This is a genomic window from Limnobacter parvus, from assembly GCF_024623725.1.
Taxonomy (GTDB): Bacteria; Pseudomonadota; Gammaproteobacteria; order Burkholderiales; family Burkholderiaceae_B; genus Limnobacter; species Limnobacter parvus.
The window spans coordinates 148639-169848 of record NZ_JANKHG010000017.1 but is presented as its reverse complement, the minus strand read 5'-3'; the positions used below and the strand labels follow the sequence as shown (position 1 = coordinate 169848).

Here is a 21210-nt window from a genome sequence, read left to right as displayed (position 1 = left end):
ATGAGTAATCTGAAACCAATGTTCGCAGACGTGCAGGCCGAACTCGATATCGCCATTGTAGGTTCAGGTCCGGCTGGCTTGTCAGCGGCTTCGCGCGCGCAAAAACTGGGTTGCAGCTATGTGTTGTTCGAAGGTGAAAGCCACGCTTCAGACACCATTTACAAGTACCAAAAAGGCAAGCATGTCATGGCGGAACCCGGCTTCTTGCCGCTGCGCAGCGGCATGCAGTTCGAAGCGGGAAAGCGCGAGCACATTCTGGGTACCTGGGACAAACAGCTTGCAGAGCAGCGCGTGAATATTCAGTACAAAAAGAAAGTGGCGTCGATCATAAAACTGAACGATGGTGCAGGGCCTTTCGAGCTTGAATGTGAAGACGGCAGCAAAACCACCGCGCGCACTGTAATTTTAGGCATCGGCCTGCAAGGCAATATTCGCAAAATTGGCACTGAAGGCGACGACCTGCCAACGGTGCAATACACCCTGAGCGACCCTGACGAATTTCAGAATGAAACCATCATCGTGATTGGTGCCGGAGATGCCGCCATTGAAAACGCCTTGGGTTTGATGAAGAAAAACAAGGTGTTTTTGGTGAACCGCCGCGAAGAATTTGCGCGCTGCAAAGAAGGTAATTTGAGTCAAATTCTGGCCGCAGACAGTGGCGAAGATCTGAAAATTCTATACAACACCAGCACTACGCGCATTGAAGAAATTTCGGATGCAAAAGACGGCGAACCCTGCATGAACTATGTGTTCAAGGGACCAGATGGTGAACAAACCATGCCTGTGCACCGCATCATTGCGCGTCTGGGGGCCACACCACCGCGCACCCTGGTTGAAGGTTTTGGTGTGCAGTTCCCGAACAATGACCCAAGTGCGGTTCCTGCACTGTCTGAAACCTATGAATCCAACGTGCCCGGTTTGTTCATTGTGGGTGCATTGGGTGGCTACCCATTAATCAAGCAGGCGATGAACCAGGGCTATGAAGTGGTCGACACCATCATGGGCCTGCCCGTGGTGCCTGCCGATGAACCCTTGTTGGCGGAGAAATTCAAGCCAATGGGCGACCGCAGTGTGTCTGAAGTGCTAAACCTGATTCAAAGCAATGTGCCAATTTTTTCAGGTATTACCAAGTTGCAGTTGCGTGAATTCATGCTGGAATCGGCTTTGCTGAAACCGGGGAAAGGGCAAATCGTTTTTAAGAAAAATGACTACACCAGTACCTTCTTTTCAATTGTTGAAGGCTCAGTCGACATCGACCTGGTAGACAAAAACGGCAAGCCACTGGTCATCAACCTGGCCAAGGGCAACTACTTTGGTGAAATGGGCTTGATCAGCGGGCGCCGCCGTACTGCCACCATTCGTGCAGGTGAAGGTTGCGTACTGGTTGAAACACCACGCAAGGCCATGCTGAAGCTGATTGCTTCGGTTGAAAGCGTGCGAAAGACCATTGATGAAACTTTTGTTCGCCGCGCTATTGCAACCTACTTGGCCCCACCACTTGACAACGCAGCCATCAACGAACTGCTGAGTGACGGAATTGATGTTCGTCGTTATGCCAAAGGCGAAGCGCTGTTCAAAGACGGCGATGCCGCCGATGGCCTCTACCTGATCCGCCGCGGTTCAGTGGCCATTTCGAAAGTGATCAAAGACAAAGACGTGGTGCTTTCCTACGTGTCCGCTGGCAACTACGTGGGTGAAATGGCGCTGTTGAACAACAACCCGCGATCAGCCACGGTTACTGCCTCTGTGTTTACAGAAGCCTTGGTATTGCCGGTGGCACCCGTGCAACGCGTGCTGGCTGCCAACCCTGACTGGAAAGCCGTGCTTCAAGCCCAAGCCAGCAAGCGGGTTAAAAGCAATGTATTCCGGGAAGATGAAGCTTTTCGCGACAGCGACCTGATTCGCTTTTTGATGCAGGAAGGATTGGGTGAAGCCACCGACGCACTGATTATCGACGAAAGCCTGTGCGTGCAATGCGACAACTGCGAAACCGCATGTGCTGATACGCACGACGGCACATCACGCCTTGATCGAAGTGCTGGCCCCACCTTTCAAAATATTCACATCCCCACTTCATGCCGACACTGCGAGCACCCGCACTGCATGAAAGACTGCCCACCCGATGCCATTCGCCGAAACGAACACGGCGAGGTGATGATTGCTGACTCGTGCATTGGATGCGGCAATTGCCAGCGCAACTGCCCATACGGCGTGATTCAAATGGCAGTGAAAGCGCCGCCCAAAAAAGGCAACTTGTTGACCTGGCTGCTGTTTGGTTTGGGTGACAAACCCGGCGAGCGCGAGGCAGCTTACGATCCAAATGCGATTAAAAAAGCAGTGAAATGCGACATGTGTGCAGGCAGCACTGGCGGACCCGCTTGCGTGCGCGCCTGCCCTACGGGTGCTGCAATTCGCATTTCACCCGAGAAATATTTGGTGAAGCAAGGCGAGCCAGGCTAAACAATTGCCTGGCTGTGAAAGAAAAATTTTTTACTTCGTATCAAATTGCGTCACGCCATTCCAGTCTTCGGGTGGCGGGTTGGCTTCAAAATAATCCATGCGACTTTCGTACAATTCACGCAATACGGGATTCATCACGACGGTGTTTTCAAGGGCTTTTAACATATCACGCGCCTGCAACCATCGTTGTGCCCGAAAGGCCTTCAGCATTTCAGTCCACAATTCAAGCGATTTGAAATCGTCGCTTTTCAGCTTGTTGCGTTCGCCCAAGGGTGCATAGATAGACACCGGTTCATTCTTGCCCTTGACCTTCACCGCATCCAGTTCCTGGAAAAGCATACCGGGCACGGCAGTCTGGGTTTGTGGACCCACAATCACACCTACGCCATAGGTTTTGGTGATGCCTTCCAGACGCGAACCCAAATTTACTGCATCACCCATCACAGTATAGGCACGGCGAATTTTCGAACCCATGTCGCCCACGCGCATTTGCCCCGTGTTCACACCGACACCAATGGCCAAGGTTGGCCACTTGCGTGCCAACAATCGCTGGTTCAAGCGCACAGCTTCTTCTTGCATGGCAATCGCGGCTTTGGTAGCCAGTTCAGCGTGCTCGGAATCGGCAATCGGTGCGCCCCAGAACGCCATAATGGCGTCACCGATGTATTTGTCCAAAGTACCGCGATGGGCTCGAATAATTTCTGACATCACCGTGAGGTACTCATTGATGTACTCGCGAAGTTCATTCGGTTGCAGCGATTCGGAAATAGTGGTGAACCCCCGTACATCAGAGAACAGCACAGTCAACTCTCGGCTTTCGCCCTCCATGGAATAGCGGGTGGGGTCTGATGCCATTTCAGAAACAAGCTCGGGCGCCACATACTCGCCAAAAAGGTTCACCATCTGTTTCTTGCTGCGCGATTCAGCCAGGTAACCGTAGGCCACATCGAACATGAAAATAGCCAGAACCAACAATAAAACCACCGCCACAGGCAGCACCAACCCGGCTTGAAAATACAGGAAGGAGTTAATTACCACGCTGGCGACCAGGACGGTAAGCGCCACCAGCAAAGACCAGGTTGCGCTTAAGATGGGCATCATCACACTGAGCACCAAGCCAACCCCCAGCACAGTCATGAACAAAAGGCCTTGTGAATATTCAGGGCGCAATTTGTATTCACTGTCAAGCATGCCGCTGATCGCATTGGCATGTACCTCAACGCCGGGGTAGGCTGGGTTCACGGGGGTGCTTCGAAGGTCGAGCAAACCGGGCGCTGTGGTGCCGATCAAAACAATTCGGCCCTCAATGTCGTCAGGCTTTAAGGTGCCCATAAGCACATCTGCGGCCGAAACATAGCGATAACCACCTGCATCGGGACCACCCTTGGCTCGAAAATTAACACGAGTCAACAGGCCACGCTCCACTGGAATGTCCAGTTCAACATCGGCCGAACGCAAGGCAATTGCTTCAACTGCCCCATAGTCGTTGCCGACCCCCTCTGGGAATACCGGAATAACTTGCGGATTGCCCAACGCTCTGCGCAACGTGCCCAAGGCAAAGCTTTGATAGAAAGCGCCGTTGAATTCAGCCAACAAAGGAATGGAGCGCACTGTGCCGTCTTCATCCACAATCGGATTGAAATAGCCCCCATCGGCATTCCTCTGCAACACTGGAATGTTGCCGCCGTACCCTTGCCAACTTGTACTGTCCAGCGCCAAATCGCCCAACTGGCTTTTCTTGAATAAGGCAGGCGGCAAGGCACCAGACACTGCGGACGCATTTTGATTCAGGTAGTAACCCAACACCACGGGGCGATCAACCAAAATACGCGCCAACTGGGCATCGCGATCAAATTGCGCTGCAATACCCGCTTGAAGCCCCTGCAGTTCACTTTTCAAGGCAGGCTTGCTTTCAAGTACGGAATTAAACGCTTCAATGGCATCACTTTGTTGGGGCTCGGCAAATACGATGTCGAACCCAACCACTGCTGCACCCAACTTGTCTGTCAACTCGACAATCAAATTGGCCACAATGTCGCGAGACCAAGGCCAGCGCCCTACTTCGCTTAAACTTTTTTCATCAATGTCAACAATCACAATTCGCTGATCAAGCTCTGGCTTTTGTGCTTCTGCGCGAAGGCGAACGTCGTAAATCAAATAATCCAGCCGCTTCACGATGTCTGAAGGCGCAAAGCCCAGAACATGCAACAAGGCAATTGCGGTGAAGGAAAAACCCACACCGATTCGAAAAGCCTTGCCGGCGATTTTCCGCCAAGACTTGATCAACCTGCTCATGCGTTACAACCCAGCATCAGGGTGCACATTGCGGCGCTGAAAACGGGGGTGCCGACAAGGTAACGTCTTTAACAATGACATCGGGTGGTGATGTCAGCAGCTGGGGCGGCAAATTGGTTTGGGTTTGCACGAATGCACCCTCACCCCGATTGACCTCCAAAGGGGGTTGATTGGCATTCGTGATCACAATCGTGCCGTCATTCACTGCCACAAAAAGCTGTGATCCTTCGGCGCTTCCCGAGCCACCTTGCTGCAAAGACTGCACAGGGGTGGACGACAAGGACTCAAAATTCGCAGGCGTGCTTTCAGGCAAAGGACCAGAATCTGGCACATTGCCCAGCACGTTTGGCAGTGTGTTGGAAATCTGAATATTGACGTTGCCCGCCGGGATAAGCGCTGACTGCCCTGCATTCAAAGTTGAACTGACGCCATTTGCAGTCACGATGATTTGTCCATCGCGCAGTTCCACTGTCAGGTTTGAACCACCAGAACACACCACCAGTCCGCCAGAGGGCGAGGTGCACGACACATCCAGTGCCGTACCCCGGATACCCACAGTTGCAGTTTCTGTAAAAAACTTCACATTGTTGGGGTCGGCCTTCGCGATCGCACCAGTCACCGCACGAACAGCGCCCTTGAGTAACTTGAACGAAGCTACAGAAGTTTGAGGCGACGCTGGTGCATAGCGATATGCAGCCACCTGCATGGAACTGCCACCTGGCAAAGTCAGCCGCGTTGAGTCGGCCATACTAAGCACCGCAAAGCCGCCTTCAGACACTTCAACGGTTTCACCCGCGAACACAGGCGACGCCTTTTGCAAGGCACGTCGCTTGCCTTCAGCTGACACAGCAAACAGACCGCCCGTTGCCTGCGACACACGACCGGCCACATCGGCATTGGATGTGTTGGTGGCGGTCGCATTGTCCGACTCGCCGCGCGCAAGTTTCGTACATTCATTGCCTTGACAAATTCGGGCTGAAAAGTCAGTACCCCGAATGCCAATGGTGGCAGTTTCACTTTTCATCGTGAAAGCATCTGCACTGCCGCGTTTGCCAATCAAGCCTGTCAGGGTTCGCAGCCCACCCTTTACCAGTTTGAACTCGGCTTTATCAGCGATTGGAAGCTCGGGCTGATACTCGTAGTTTTCAACCACGAATCGAGAACTGGGACGCAATGCAACCTGTGTTGTGTCAACAAATTCGAGCACAGCAGTGCTTTTTGCCTGCGTGTTGATCACATCGCCCACATTCAATTTTGTGCCAGCACTGGCAAATTTGTTCTTCCCTTCGGCGGTTTGCAAATTCACCAGACCAGTCACCACTTTGATTGTGCCCACCACAGCCTTTTCAGGCTGGCTTGTTGTTTGGCCAGCCGCTGGAAGCAGATCACGGGCTTGAACATTTTGCGCAATTGCAGGGCTTCCTGCGAAAAACGTGAAAGCCAAGATCGCTGCAAAACCTGAGGTTTGCAAAAAGGATGTTTGCTTGTTCATGCTGTTCATCCTCATTTGCACACCGCTGAAGCACGTTGTGGATCGCTCTGCGTGGTTTTCAATTCAATGTCATTGGACTGCTGGGACATGGTGGTTCCAGCAGTACTTTGATTCGCAACCTCAACAGCCTCCTCTTCCTGTCTTTGCTGGGTAGTACCCGTTCCACTTGTGTCAGTTTGGGTGGCGGTGCTTGAGGGCGGGGCAAAAGCCTGATCCAGGTTTTGATTGACCACCGAATCTGTGGTTCCAGTGCTACCGGAAATTAGAGGTGGCTCAACGGGTGGTGGCTCAACGGGTGGTGGCTCAACGGGTGGTGGCTCAACGGGTGGTGGCTCAANGGTGGCTCAACGGGTGGTGGCTCAACGGGTGGTGGCTCAACGGGTGGTGGCTCAACGGGTGGTGGCTCAACGGGTGGTGGCTCAACGGGTGGCGGATTTAACGCCACTGTTGATGTGCTTAGCCGTTGTACCTGATTAACGGACGTAACAACCGGAGGCGAAAGCGTGTAGCCAGAACTCGCTGAGGACACCGACACATTGCCAAACGTGCCGTTAATTGTGTTTGCTTCGAGGAAAGCGTACTGACTGCCCGGAGTTAGCGTACCAGAGGAAATGTCAATCAGGTTCAACTGGCCCGCCAGGTTCGCATTGCCCTGAACAACGATGCAATCAAAATCCACGCCTTGAACGCCACCGTCACTTAAAATCTCGATATCAACAATGCTGTTTGCATCCAGATTCAAGTCGCCAGTGACTGTCATCAGACCGGGCGATGCACCAGGAACGATTCGACCACCCGCTACGTTCAAATTTCCGTTAATGGTGCTAAATCCATTCAGAGAGCCCCCATTAATATTGATGTTTCCTGTCAAATTGCTTCCAGGCTGAAGATTGAATACGCCACCCGACTGTGTGTAGTCACCTTGGAACACCAGTGAGCCGCCGGCCAGGTTAAACATACCGGAATTGTTGAACGGACCTGCAAACTGAATCGACTGACCCGTTCCGCCATTTAGATTCACAATGCCAGTGTTGGTTATCTGATTTCCGATTGGACCACTGCCGCCAATGTTGGCTGTGCCGTTATTGAACAAATTCCCGATGCCGTCGATAGGGCCGGCAAAGTTGTAGATGCCGCTGTTGGTAACCGAACCGTTGTTCAAAATTGCGTTGGTAAATGAACTTCCACTGGTGTTAGTCAGGAAAAGATTACCAGTGTTCTCTACAGTTCCGATTCCACTTAACAAGCCGCTGAATGTGTAGGTTCCTTGCAGCTGTAACAAACCATTGTTTTCAAAATTGTTGGAAATGTTTTCATTGGCGGCATTGGCACCAAATCGAACCGTCGAACCCATTCCGTTTACTACCCGTTTGCCGCTAAGAAAATCGGCGGCGGTGACAATATTCAAACCCTGCATAAATTGAATTTCATCGGAGGTTTGAACTGCGAACTGAACACCTGTCAAATCAGCCCCCGCGACGAACGCCACGCCACTGTTGGCCAAAGTGGGCTCAGGCGCACCCAGGGTACTCATCACCATGCCGGAGTAAGTCAAGTTTTGCGCGACATCAAACTTCACACAAAAATTGGTTTGGGAGCAGTTCAGCGAAGTGTCGACCGAAAAGTCCGGGTTTCCGTCAATTACAAAAGAGGGATTGGCAAAGTCAGTCAATACGGTGGTTGCGGGTGTTGAAAAGCCATTGAAATCGTCGTACTCGGTAATTGCCACTGCTTCCGGAGTTAGTTGCCCTACCAAAAATACGGGACGAGCTGGAGGCTGGCTAATTTGGCGCTCAGAGTAATAAAGTGCCAAACCTGGGGGCAGGCTGCTTGTATTTCCAGCAACATTCAATCGAATACCAGTTCCAACATTTAAAGTCATTGTGTCGGGCGCAGCATCCAAAGACTCAGTGTCAAACACCCGACGCCCGGCAAGAATCAAGTTACCTTGAACGCTCGAATTGATGGTCGCAGTGCCGTCCAGATTAGCCACGCCAGCAGAATCCGATTCCACAATCAAGAAGGCATCTCCACCCATATTGATTCTTGCATCGTTCAACACCACTGGGGTCACGGGTGCACCACTTTCATCTTGAAGACCCAGCATGACCACACCTGTGGGTGCCACATTGATGGTTGTTGTTACTTCAGTGTTTCGAAGCTCAAGAAAGCTATCTGGCAACACATTGATTGCACCGCTTGTGCCAGCGCTGCTCAACAAACCGCCCGACACGACCAGATCATCGCCCACAAAAATATTGCCTTTGGACAAAGGAGCCGCGGTTGCCGCATTCCCTGCAGTTACCGCACTGTTGTCCCAGAAGCCTTCGGCTGCCAGATTACCGCCGTTGCTGCGGTTGACCTGGTACAAGTCAGCAGACGTGAATGCTCCGGAAAAAACGATTGTGGAATTCGCACCATTGACGTTCAGTGAACCATCAGTCGTGGAAACATTGTCGCCTTCAAGGCGAACACGGCCACTGTTCACAGTCAAGGTGCCGTTGAAATCCAGATCAACCAAAGGTATGAAATCGTTGTTTGATGTATCAGAGAATTGGACCTCTCCAATTCGCAACGCCCTGCCATCCCCCCCAGCATTCACTTGAATATTGGCCGACTCAATCACCATGGTATTGATGGGAGTGAAGGTCGGCGATTCGGAGTCAAAACCAGAATTTTCTATTTCGGTTTGAATGGAATTTAGAAACCCATTTGATTGAATCGTCACTGGCGCGTCGAGTCGACCATCCAGGCCCGTGATATCAAGAACTGCTCCCCCCGGAGAAAAACTCGAAATACTGGCAGTTTGAAAGGGGGGAAGTTCAGAATTGGGTGAGGCTGCGCCGTTCAAGATAATTCTGGCACCCTGTTGCGCAACGAATTGTCCGTTTGTACTGGAGATGAAAGCACCAGGCGCTTTCGCCGCAATAGCCGGGGGCTGAGATCCACTTGAAAACGGCATGCCACCCAAACTGACGAAGGATCCAGAACTTGCAGTCAGTGTTGCAGTGGACCCCATACCCAAGGCCTGAAAACCAGCAAGATTGAATCCAGGACCGATATTCAAATTGCCGTTTAAATCCGTGTCGGTCGCATTCAGAAACGCATTTTGACCCAGTTCGCCAGACTGCAGATTGAACGCGCCGTTCAGCTCCGCCTTGTCGTACGTTAAGGTTGAACCTACCAAATTGATGGTGCTGGCGTTTCCAGCAGCAATGTCACCCACCCAATAAAATCCGGAAAGTGGACCACCGCTGCTACTGGCGCCATCGTCTTGAAAGTTGATGGTCCCTGCATTGACGTCAATTTGGAAAATGTCGCCAAAACCACCATTGAAATTTACAGTCCCCGAAGAAATCAAGCGGTTTAAACCGGTACTTGCGGTCAACTCAAAAGACTGATCGGGAACGGTTCGAGTGAAGGTTGATACCGTGCTTCCTGCATCCACAGTCAGGGAATTTGCTTCGACGAAGTTGTACTGCAGATTACCTTGCACCAATGCCGATGGATTACGATTGTCCACACCAACCCGTATGTCGGTGGCAGGCGTTGTCTCTATCGCAAAAAAATCAAGTTCATTCACACTTAGATTGGCGCCCAGCACATTCAGTTTGACTGTTTTTTCAGGGCCAACAATGTAGGTTTCCTCGGTGATTGGGTCACTGGCCACCGCACTGGACACCCGGATTCGATTCATCGCCAACGGCTCAGTGGATCCTGAGCCATTCATGCCTGAAAGCAGATTCACCCCATCAAGCGGAAGCTGACCTTGGGTGTTCATGGGCAAGGCCGCGCCCGTATCGTACGGTGCCAAAATCAATTCGCCTGAATTGCCCAAGTAAACGGGTGCATCCACGTACACTGGCTTGGCAATGTCGTAACTCAAAAACAGATCGAAACCATCAAACGCGGTTTGGCCCGGGTTCAAGCCGACTGCCGCATCAATATTAATTGCCCCCTTGGCTTCAAGAAAAAGCTCGGGATTGATGCTGGCAGACTGGGACGGATTCTGGCTGATTAAAATCGGTGCTGCGATGGTCAGATTGCCATCACCCGGCTGCGTACCAGTTGTGAAAATCTGAACGAATCCGTTGTTTTCCAGACCCGCAACCACCGTGCTGTTTAGAAGAAAAGACTCGGTGGGAGAAAAGGTTGAAGAGATGTCATCAGTTGAAAAGAACGGACTTTGCTGATTGGGTTCAAGATTGAATCCGCCCTGTGGGATTTCATCCACAATGGTCAAGTTAGCCGGGTCAATCAACCACTGGCCTGCTTCGCCGTTCGGTGCAGATGTATTCGCAGCCACATTCACTGCCAGAGTGTCTTTGCCAGAGGTTTCTACACGCCCGCCATTGCCACCCAGTGCACCGCCTTTGGCCTGCACTTCAGAATCCACCGCTGTGTGCCCATCGGCCCACACCACCACTTCACCGCCGTTGCCGTTCTGTGTGGCATTCGCAGAAATTTGGGTATTTGCCTGAACCACAGTTTGCTGGGCATTGGCCAATGACGCATCCTGCCCTTTCCAGCCACCACCGACATGCACAGTGCCGCCACCAGTGGCGCCATCTGCAGAAATACGCGCACCTTCAAGCACAGCCACTCGCTCACCGGTAATGTCGACTTCGCCGCCTTTGCCGTTTTCACTTTCAGCCAGCACCTGGCCACCCACCAAGGCATCACCTTCAGCGATAAAACGGATTACACCACCCTCGCCCAACTGTGCACCGGTGGCCTCGACCACGCCACTGTTCTTGACCAAATGAGAAAACAAGGATGCATTTTTGCTGATGATTTGCCCAAGATTCACTGCCTTGTCGCCTTCTTTCACCGACACCGTCAGGCCAATCGTGGGGTGCTTCATGTCCACAATAGTGACGCTGTGGCCCGCCGCAAGCAGCACTTCACCTTCGGCGTGAACGATGCCGCTGTTTTCAATACTTGGGGCCAGCAATACGATTGATCCGCCAGAATGCGTGGTCAATTGGCCCTGATTCACAATGCCACCTGCTGTGCCGTTGGCATCGGTGAACTTCAAATGCCCGTTGAGCAAATCAGTGGTAGAAGCTGCCAAAGTACTTGCCAAAAAACCCGCTGTGTCCACAACTGCGCCCTGACCAAAAAACACACCCGCCGGGTTGATCAAAAACACCTGGCCGTTGCTTTTAAGGGTGCCCAGAATTTGGGAAACATCACCGCCGGTGACCCGGTTGAACACCTGGCTCGCTGCATTTTGCTGAATGAACTGGGTGGTTTGGCCCACGTCAATGTTGAATTGCTGCCAATTCAATATGGCACCCGGCGTATTCGTAATCTGCATCAGGTTGCCGATTGTTTGAGCTGTAGCCTGCCCCGCTACAACCGACATGCCCGTGGGATTCGCATAACCGGGGCTGGCAATCGCCATGGCCACGCCAAAGGCAACGGCTTTGCGTCGAAACTGGGTGCTTGATTTGCTGCTAGAAAGACGATTCGTTTTCATGGTGTCTTTGCCTTAAAGTGAGGTGGCAAAAGTAACGTGCAACATCACATCACCGTGCGGTTGGATGGGTACACCTGACACCACTTTGGCGAGGTCAACCCTGAACTGGTGTTTGGCTGAAAACGCGAACCGCGCACCAATGCCATACGACATCAAATGCGGCTCTGCGGGAGAACCAGCCACCGGATTGTTAAACTTCAGTTGAGCAGCATCCACAAAACCCACAAACTGCAAACGCTCAAACAAGGTTCCAAATGTTTTGCTGACATTGGGCCCCATCAGTTCCAGCGACTGCCTCAAACCACGATCGGCAGAAATAACTCGTTCTTCGAAGCCCCGCACCGAATACACGCCACCGGCTCCAAACTGTTCGCCAGAAATCAGTGAATAATCGGCGTGTTGAGCATCCAGTTGCGCAGTTAACCGCCAGTTTGGTGCCACCTGTTCCGACCAACTGAAATTTGCGCGTATCACGTCGAAATTTGCTTCGGCAGCAGGGTTGGCCTGCCTGTATTGCGCCGTAGAATTGTTGCCCCCGGTCACATAATTCTTGAAATATCCCACTTGCAATGCACGTTGACGAGAGTCTTGCGCTTCGCTTAAAGAATAGGTAACACCCACCGGCCTGCTTTCAAGATTGGGGGCCAGGGCACCAGGAATACCCACGATTTGAACATCACTTTCAAATTGCTTGATTTCATGTGAAAACGTAATTCGCTGATCGAAACCCGAAAGTCGATCGAGCAGCTTGACCCAGCGAATTGCTGCATTCGTACCTGCCCCTGCCACTGAAACACTGGTCCCGCCTGCAAGCCCAAGAATACCTGCATCCACGTTGGAATCGCTGTAAGCCAGCTCAAGCATTGAATCAAGCGAGTAAAACGGTATTTTGTAATTCAAACCGAACACTTCAACATCGGACCAGCGCCCGGGCGAAGTGATGTATTGAAAAGAGGCCATGTGGCCCTTGTTAAAAGCGTTGTTGTGTTGAAGCGCCAGACCCATCCGAAAATCGCCAGTGGCATTGGTACCGGTGTTATCCAAAGTCAGGTAGGCGGCAAGCGGGTTTTGATCAGACACCTGCACTTTGGCGTCCACCAAACCTGGCTTGTCACTGGGTTCAAGACGCACTCGAACAATCTTGGCAGGGTTGTCGTTGATCAAGCGCAGGTTTTTGTCCATGTCTACGGTGTTGATCAATGCGCCGGGCTGCAGTACCACCAGGCTTTGCTGGATTGATTCCGCCGTAAAGTGATCATTGCCGGCCACTGTAACCACATCCAGGCGCGCATCCACAATTTGCAGCTTCAATTTTTCCCCGGGTTGAATTTCCTGTTCAGGAATCAATACGCGGACAACTTCATAACCGGCCTCGGCGTGAAGCTGTTCAACAGCGGTGGTGGCGGTTCGAAGCTCGGAAAAAGAAATTGCACGCCCGGCAAAGCTGTTGAGTACTGACATGATCCGGTCGCGGGGAATAAGCTCAGGGCCCTCGACCACAAATCCAGACACGCTAAAACTGGGTTCCTGATAAGGGTCGTCGCTGGCGGACTGGTTCTCGGGCAGGCTTTCGGACACATTTTGTGCATGCGCAAGCTGTAATTGCGCACTGACCAACAGCACCACTGCACAGGCAACTGCGGATAGTTTGAATTTCATAGAATCGTATGTAGCCGTTAAATGTTAAAAATCATTCCGGCCGATAAAATGCGCAGCCGCTGAGCCCCCGGGTACTGCTGTAATTCCTGTTGAATCTGATCGTGTTCTCTGGGTTTTAGGTGGCTGATCCAGATTTCACATGCTGCATTGAGTTTTTTTAGCTCACCAAACAACAGACTAGGACACAAATGTTTCGCTAAATCTGCCAGCCACTTTTCTTTGTCAGGGAAAGCGGCTTCAATAAAGAAATAATCCACCTTTTTTGATTCATTGATAAGGGCAAACAAACGATCTGTGCAATGGGTATCACCCGAAAAGCACCAACCGCCAGTCGGCGTAAACAAAAAAACACCGATTGCTGGCACCGTGTGGTCCACTTCAACCGTTTGAATGCGACGCTCGCCAAAAATCAACACTTCTTCCGGCATGATCTCAACATACTCCATCACCGGATTTTCTGCAGAAGGAATTTTTGCGAAGTCAGGCCATATTTCCTCATTAAAGATATGGTTCTGCAAGGCCCTGATTGTGGGGAGGGTGGCGTATACCTTCAGAGGTTTTTCCCGGCCCACACCGACTGTGTCGATAAGAAAGGGAAGGCCACAAATGTGATCAAGGTGAGAATGGGTGATCAACACATGCTCGATGAGCTCAAGACGCACGAAATCAAGTTCGCACAGCCCAGTGCCAGCGTCGATCAAAATGTCGTCGTCAATCAGGAAACTTGTAGTTCCTTGTCCAGGGATACCGATACTGCCGCTGCAACCCAACACCTCTACGGTAGAGTGTTTTTGCATCAAAGCCTCGTAAGAATGACAACTGTATAGTTATGTGTTTTGGTGCGTCAACCCAAGTATATCCGGAATTGCCTTGCGACCCGCTTCGTAACCCAAAGCAATGATCTCTTCTCGGCGCTCAAATTCCATCAAACCAATCTTCTCAATCGAGGGCTGCACGTACAAATCGCTTGTGACTTTGGCCTGTCTTGATTTCTCAATACCGCCCAACTCGATGACCCGCATCAAGGACTTCATCATACTGGGCATTTGAACTTTGCTTTCATCAACCATGTGGGCGGTGATGTCCTCTTCAAGGCCGACATCCACCGTAAGAATTTTGCTCGCACCCCTGGCGCGCATGCAATCAACGGGAACATTGTTCACCAATGCGCCGTCCACCATGACATCCCGGCCTGCCATGAAAGGCTCGAAAAAAACTGGTATCGAGGTGCTTGCACGCACGGCTTTCCAAAGGGGGCCATGTTCAAATAAATGCTGGTTTCCCGTGGTCAGGTTACAACTGATTGCAAAAAAAGGAATCGGCTGATCCTCAATTTTCGAATCACCGAATGCGTTTTGATACAACTCATCGACTGCCTTGCTTTTCACAAAGCCATATTTTGGAATCCAGTAGTCCCCTAGCTTGAAAGGCAGACCTTTTCGAAAGGCACTGGCCAGCACCTTGTTGACTTCCGCGGCAGAGTTGCCAGTGGCAATTAGGGCACCGACCAGCGCCCCCATTGAGGTGCCGCCCACAGAATCAAGCACCACGCCGGCTTCCTCAAGTGCCTGAAAAAACCCCGCATGTGCGAACCCTCTGGCACCGCCACCGCCCAGCACCAAGCCCAAGGTCAGACCCAAGATGTGCCGCACCACCCTGGCATTGTCGGCATGATGACCGCGGCGAACGTGAAGCAATTTAAACCCGAAGCCAAAAGTGTCACGAATTCGCTCGACCACGGCTTGTTCAACCCAAGCAGCCTCGTGAACCAGTACAAACCACACTGGCACGTCGTCGTTGGCCGATTTCAGTTGTGCCTTCAGCAACTCACAACTGCGCATGTCATGAAGCGTGCTTGCACAAAGCATGACCACCATGCAGTCAATCGTCTCAATCAAACGATCATCGAGATGCTCGAGGGGCTCAGTTTCGATAATTTCCACAACCCGGCGACCGGCTTTACGGGATTCGCCCAAGGGAATATCCCCGAGGTGCTTCCAGCGACGCAGTTCACTGTGACGCCCCATCGCAGTGTAAAAGCTGTCTACTGCCAGAGCATTAAAGCCCTCGGGGCGCACAAACGATTGAAACAAAACAAATTGGTGTGCATTGGATGGTCCGCTGTAGCCCAATTCGCGCTTAAAACGCGAGACCAGCATGCGAATGAGGTGGTGGTAAACGGAAGGGCTGACCTTGCCGAATTTTTCAAGTGCTGTTTGGTCAATTTCGAGAAGCACCGATTCACGTCGGGCAGCAATACTGACAGTACGGGGAGCCTGATCGAAAAAACCAAGCTCACCGATCATTTCGCCGGGGAAAAATGACAGGGCAAGGTCGTTTTGACCGTCAGGTCGTACACGCAGCCCCTTTAATTGCCCCTGCAACAGCAAATAAAAGTGATGACTCGGTTCACCTTGATGAAAAAGAGTTTCCCCCCTCGGAAGATGCACCAGCTTGGCGAACTGAACAAGCTGCTCAGCCTCATGCGCCTGAACTTCAAGTTTTTTCGACAAGAGTTCGACCGCCAGACTCAACTCAATCAATGGCAATCCGGCAGGGTTAGACAAATGGCACCATAAATGAATTGTTTGCCTGATGTTAACAAACAATTCATCGCGAAGGCATCAGCGATTCATGAATCCTTTCAAGGCATCTCGTACCTTTTCTTCGGCCTTGCCTTTTAACTCTTCTTTTTTCTCATCAATCTTGGGTTGCAATTGGGCCTTTGCGGCGTCTTTGGCCAGTTCTTTGAATTGCAACTCCCACTGCACGCCAGTGAATGGTCCAAACAAACGCACAGGCACAGTAACGCCATTCAAACCGGAATCCAGCGTTTTCCCGCCCTGCCCGGTGCTGGTGGCCACCACCGAAGCGCGGGCCAAATATTCCAGGCTGTTCTGAACCAGATTGATCTGCCCTGCTCCGCCAATACGGAACAAAGGCGCCATCACATTCAGATCATTCGAGGTGGCCACACCATCATTAATATCGAAGCTGACAGACAGTGAACTGAAGTCGGTTTGCTGGGCGGTATCGGTTTTCTGGGTTGAGTTGCTTCCACTGGTCAACAACGACTTGGCGTTGCGAAATTTCTCTGCCAGGTTAATGCCTTTGATAGCACCGTCTTGCAGGCTGACCGACACTTTTCCGTCCAGCGCCGCCTTCATCTGGTTCACTGTGTTGCCAGTGGTACGAACGTTAATTGCCACATTGCCTTTGCCCTCGGCCATGTCTTTGTCGAGCAAGGCCTTGATCACAGGCTGAATTTGCACACCGGTCATGTTCTGGTTCACCGTGACTGTCTGGGTGTTCGCGTCCGCAGTAATAGTGCCCGTGGTTGAGCCTCCATACAGCTGAGCGTTCAACGGCGCAATGGTCAATTTGCCACCACGCGCAAGCACCTTGGTTTTCAATTGACTGGCTTGAATGTTTGACACTTTCAAATCACCAACGTTGGCTGTGATGTCTAAATTCAAATTGCGCAGCGGGCTTAAATCCACAGGCGTGTCTTTTCCTTCCCCACCACCCGTTTGCCCAGCAGGTTCAGTGCCAGCTTTTTTGGGTGGCAGCAACGCATCCAGATTTAAAGTATCGGCATTCAGCACCGCAGTAATTGCAGGCTTGGCAAAGTCTTTTACTGCGGCTTTTAAATCGAAACTGGTCGCTTCAAATTTGGAGCTCAAATTCAGCTGTGCAGTTTTCTCAGTGTTGTTGAGCGAAAGGTTTCCTGCAAGGGGCATGCTGCTGCTTCCCTTGGGCAGCGCTGGGTCTTGAACATCCAGTTGCCCAGCGATGTTTTTCAACTCGATCAGCTGGCTTTTCATGTTCACATTCAGCGGGCTGCTCAATTGAAGATTGACTGTGCGTTCGCCCTCGACCAGTTTCAAGGTCGAATCCAACGCGGCCGATATGTCTTGTTTCAGACTGCCATCCAGACCAGCCAATACGACCGTGGTATTGATGCTTCGGTTGGCTTGTTTCAAGTCAGCCTTTAGATTAAAAGCCTCGCCCCGTGCAACCGTTTCGCTTAATTCAAGTGACGGTGAAGTCAAACTGACATCGAATGCACCCACATTCGGCAACTGGCCCTTGGCTTTTGCATCCAGGGACTGGGCCTTGATTTCAAGCGTGTGGGGGTTCACATTCAATGTGCTGGCCTGAACATTCACATCGGCCTGTTGTTGGTCGAGTTCACCCAGCACAGCCAGCTTCAAGTTTTCAAAATTGGCGTACAGGTTTTCACCCAAACCAAATTCAAGCCTTGTGCTCAAATCAACGTTCAGGTCAGCTTGGGGTTTATTGGCTTTTACATTGCCCTTCAAAGCGATATCAGTGGGCACGCCCTGTTCAATGCGACCGCTTTGCAAAGCAAAGTTATTCAGAGACGCTTCAAGACCACTTTGTTTGTCGACATAATTTACGTTCAGATCTTCCAGCGCAATTGAATCCACTGAGAAATTCAAGGCTTGCTCGCCTTCGGCGGGCGCCTCTTCCATTTCTTTTTCAACTTCGGCAGCTTTCTCCGGGTTGTTCAGGTCATCAAAATTGAACGTGCCATCGGCGTTTTTCACGACATTGACTGAAACCCCGGTGGCCTGCACAGCATTCACCACAATTTCGGAACTAAGGAGTGGAAGCAGGCCCAATGAAATACTGACTTTGTCAGCCTTCAAAAACTGATCAGTGCTTTGAAATTCAGACAAAGTAACGCCGCTTAAATCGGCACCAATGGAAGGAAACCACTTCAATTGCACAGGGCCCGTGAATGCCAAATCACGCTGCTGCTTTTGCTTCACCACCGCGCTGGCCTTGTTCAACAGCGCCTGTTGATCAATCGTATTGACCAGAACGGCTGCTGTGGCGGCCAACACAACTGGCACGCCAACAACAATGGCTACACCCCATGCAATTGCCTTTTTCATGGCAAACCTCCTTAAACTGCGGGTTCTTCGGTCGGTTGGCTGATCTTGCTCCAAACACTCGGGCTTTTGGCCGCTTTCTCAATGTCTTCCAAGTAAGCCTTGTGCAAGGCCATTTCTTCGTCACTGGGTTCAGGTTCAGGTAAATCAAGCGCACTTAACTTGGTTCGCTCTACCCCATCGTCGTCGTGGTGAGCGTTCAGGTCGATCACCAAACTATCTTGCCCGCGAGTCATGGCCAAATACACTTCAGCCAGAATCTGCGAATCGAGCAACGCACCGTGCAATTGGCGGTGCGCATTGTTCACGCCCAAACGGTCGCACAGCGCGTCCAGGTTGTTGCGCTTTCCAGGAAACATTTCACGGGCCATGCCTAGTGAATCGATCACACCGTCAACATAATCGGCCATCTTGCCTAAACCCAGGCGATCAAGTTCGCCGTCCAGAAAACCGATGTCGAATGAGGCATTGTGAATAATCAAAGTGCTGCCCTGCACGAAATCAAGAAAGTCTTTGGCGATTTGCTTGAATTTGGGCTTGTCCGCGAGCATGTCATCAGAAATACCGTGTACCTGGAATGCGCCTTCGTCGACTGCACGCTCCGGGTTCACGTATTCATGGAAACATTTTTCGGTGACTTGTCTGCCATTCACCTCAATGCAACCAATCTCGATGATTCGATGACCCTGGCGAACTTCCAGCCCGGTTGTTTCGGTATCCAGAACCACGTATCTCATTGTTTGATTGCCTTTTCAACACCTTGGTTGGCCAATTCATCTGCCTTTTCATTGCCCGGATTGCCCGAATGCCCTTTTACCCAGTGCCAGCGCACCAAATGCCGCACACTGGCTTCGTCCAGCGTTTGCCACAAATCTGCATTTTTCACTGGCTTTTTGTCAGAGGTTTTCCAGCCATTCAGTTTCCACTTCGGCATCCACTCCAATACTCCTTTACGCACGTACTGCGAATCGGTGTACACGTCGATGCTGCATCGCTTCTTCAACGCATTCAAGCCTTCTATGACTGCGGTCAACTCCATGCGGTTGTTGGTGGTGTTCATTTCTCCGCCACACAATTCCTTGATGTGTTCGCCTGACTGTAAGTACACCCCCCAGCCGCCGGGGCCTGGGTTGCCCTTACAAGCGCCATCCGCATACATCACGACGCTGGCTATTCTCTGTTCTGTCACGTTCTAATCCTGTTGGCCTTATCCACGGTCGCCTATTGTAGGTGTTTTATTCAAAGCCTTATTGGCCACAGGTTTCAGTTGGCGTGCAGATACTTTTTTGTCTTTAAACGCGGGGCCAATCAGGCGCATGCCACGCACCCGCTTTACGGCACATACAAAATAAACGCCACCACACACCGGCCACCAACGATCACCTGCATGTTCCATGAAGCCCATGCGACCCAAACCCTTTTCAGTGAAAGCCGGAAAACGATAACATCCGAAACGCCCAAACTCGGGCTCACATGAAAGCAGTTTCAGCCAGTCTTTTAGGCGGCTTAAATGAATCGGTTCGCAACCCTTGGGCCACACAGGCGCCCAACGCTTTAATGCCGCATGGCGCAAGCCCCAGAGCGACATGGGGTTGAACCCGGTGATCACCACCCGCCCTTCGGGCATCAACACGCGCTCTACTTCACGCAACAACTGGTGCGGGTCTTCAGAAAACTCCAACACATGCGGCAGCACAATCATGTCAAGCGACTGGCTCTCAAACGGCAATTCTTCAAACTCCGCGAAACAGTCGGGCTTAAACACTTCAACACCTTCGGGCTTGCTGGCCACCATGCCTTGTTGCACATAGGCGCGGTGGGGAATTCGGCTTTCTTTCAGCCCATCAACCAGCCGGGTACCCAACTGAACCGCCCGAAAACCGAAGAGGTCGGGCACCACAGAATCTATCCACGCCTGTTCGCGACTGGTGAAGTACTGCCCGGCTGGCGTTTGAAGCCAAGCATCGAGTGCTAACATTTGGGCTTGTTGAGTACTCAAGTCGTTCAGGGGTTCAGATGGAATCATTCAAGTCTTCTCAAGTTTCGAATTGGTCGGTTTACGGCATCCCGGCCTTTCAGGACAACTACCTGTGGGCGATTGTTCACGAACCCAGCAAGGCCTGCATTGTAGTAGACCCTGGTTGCGCCAGATCGGTTCAAGCTTTTCTAAACGCCCGTGGCTACCATCTTAGCGGTATTTTGGTGACCCATCACCATCCAGACCATGTGGGCGGCATCGACCAGCTGCTGGAAAGCGCAGAGAACAATGTTCCAGTCTACGGTCCTGCAACAGGCCGAGTGCCCCAGGTAAACCGCCCCGTGCGCGAAGGCGACACTGTTGATGTGCATTGTCTGGTGGCCAAGGTGCTTGAGGTGCCCGGACACACACTGGACCATATTGCCTATGTGATCGAGCTAAAAGAAACCATGAAAAGCGACGAAGTGTGGATGTTCCCAGGCGACACGCTGTTTTCCAGTGGTTGTGGACGCCTTTTTGAAGGCACTGCCTTGCAAATGTACGAATCCCTTCAAAAACTCAATCAATTTCCAGACAACACACTGGTTTTCTGTGCTCACGAATACACCGAGTCGAATATTCGGTTCGCGCGCTTCTATGAATCTGACTCAAAAAACATCAAAGAACGTGAAGTCGAGGTCAGCAAAGTTCGGCAGCAGGGACTCAGTACAATTCCGACAACCCTGGGAGTTGAGCGGTCCAGCAATTTATTTCTTAATGCCAAAAATCCGATTGAATTCAAACAAATACGCGACGCCAAAGACCGCTTCTAATCAAGGCCTCGACTCACGCTGATTGAACAAACATACTTATTGAGTGATATACAAGCTGTGTCACTCGATCTGGGGCATGGTTAAGTTCTCGATTGACCAACCCAAGACTTCAA

General features: G+C 51.5%; 13 protein-coding genes. 2 read left to right on the top strand and 11 right to left on the bottom strand.

The window, feature by feature from the left end:
• Positions 1-2460, top strand: coding sequence for a cyclic nucleotide-binding domain-containing protein (locus tag NSP04_RS07870; RefSeq protein WP_257511795.1), 2460 nt, complete (start codon positions 1-3; stop codon positions 2458-2460).
• Between the two features lie 30 nt (positions 2461-2490).
• Here NSP04_RS07870 and NSP04_RS07865 read toward each other — a convergent pair whose 3' ends face one another.
• From NSP04_RS07865 to NSP04_RS07815, 11 genes are all read right to left on the bottom strand, one after another.
• A complete protein-coding gene (locus NSP04_RS07865) occupies positions 2491-4755 on the bottom strand; it encodes a CHASE2 domain-containing protein (protein WP_257511794.1) in 2265 nt (754 codons plus the stop codon).
• A 16-nt stretch (positions 4756-4771) separates the two neighbouring features.
• Positions 4772-6247 (bottom strand): FecR family protein, encoded by a 1476-nt coding sequence (locus NSP04_RS07860; protein ID WP_257511793.1) that lies wholly within the window; start codon positions 6245-6247, stop codon positions 4772-4774.
• 11 nt (positions 6248-6258) lie between these two features.
• Complete coding sequence (locus NSP04_RS07855) at positions 6259-6480, bottom strand: hypothetical protein (RefSeq protein ID WP_257511792.1); 222 nt, start codon at positions 6478-6480, stop codon at positions 6259-6261.
• Between the two features lie 29 nt (positions 6481-6509).
• Complete coding sequence (locus NSP04_RS07850; protein WP_442916111.1) at positions 6510-11615, bottom strand: two-partner secretion domain-containing protein; 5106 nt, start codon at positions 11613-11615, stop codon at positions 6510-6512.
• Positions 11616-11741: 126 nt separating this feature from the next.
• Positions 11742-13388, bottom strand: coding sequence for a ShlB/FhaC/HecB family hemolysin secretion/activation protein (locus NSP04_RS07845; RefSeq protein WP_257511790.1), 1647 nt, complete (start codon positions 13386-13388; stop codon positions 11742-11744).
• Between the two features lie 17 nt (positions 13389-13405).
• Positions 13406-14185: a 3',5'-cyclic-nucleotide phosphodiesterase gene (locus tag NSP04_RS07840; RefSeq protein ID WP_257511789.1), complete on the bottom strand. Its 780-nt coding sequence runs from the start codon at positions 14183-14185 to the stop codon at positions 13406-13408.
• 30 nt (positions 14186-14215) lie between these two features.
• A complete protein-coding gene (locus NSP04_RS07835) occupies positions 14216-15901 on the bottom strand; it encodes a patatin-like phospholipase family protein (protein ID WP_257511788.1) in 1686 nt (561 codons plus the stop codon).
• A 111-nt stretch (positions 15902-16012) separates the two neighbouring features.
• The gene (locus tag NSP04_RS07830) at positions 16013-18310 is read right to left on the bottom strand and encodes an AsmA family protein (protein ID WP_257511787.1); all 2298 of its coding nucleotides are present in this window, start codon (positions 18308-18310) and stop codon (positions 16013-16015) included.
• Positions 18311-18321: 11 nt separating this feature from the next.
• Positions 18322-19044 carry a DNA polymerase III subunit epsilon gene (gene dnaQ, locus NSP04_RS07825; RefSeq protein ID WP_257511786.1) on the bottom strand — a complete coding sequence of 241 codons (723 nt, stop codon included), beginning with the start codon at positions 19042-19044 and terminating at the stop codon, positions 18322-18324.
• Complete coding sequence (gene rnhA, locus NSP04_RS07820) at positions 19041-19481, bottom strand: ribonuclease HI (RefSeq protein ID WP_257512266.1); 441 nt, start codon at positions 19479-19481, stop codon at positions 19041-19043. The genes dnaQ and rnhA overlap by 4 nt, the downstream gene beginning before the upstream one ends.
• Before the next feature lie 33 nt (positions 19482-19514).
• Positions 19515-20333: a class I SAM-dependent methyltransferase gene (locus NSP04_RS07815; protein WP_257511785.1), complete on the bottom strand. Its 819-nt coding sequence runs from the start codon at positions 20331-20333 to the stop codon at positions 19515-19517.
• On the opposite strand from NSP04_RS07815, the gene gloB reads away from it, so the two are divergent.
• Entirely contained in the window at positions 20324-21097 is a 774-nt protein-coding gene (gene gloB / locus NSP04_RS07810; RefSeq protein WP_257511784.1) for a hydroxyacylglutathione hydrolase, read from the top strand. The two genes, NSP04_RS07815 and gloB, sit on opposite strands and share 10 nt — an antisense overlap.
• The last annotated feature ends 113 nt before the right edge of the window (positions 21098-21210 follow it).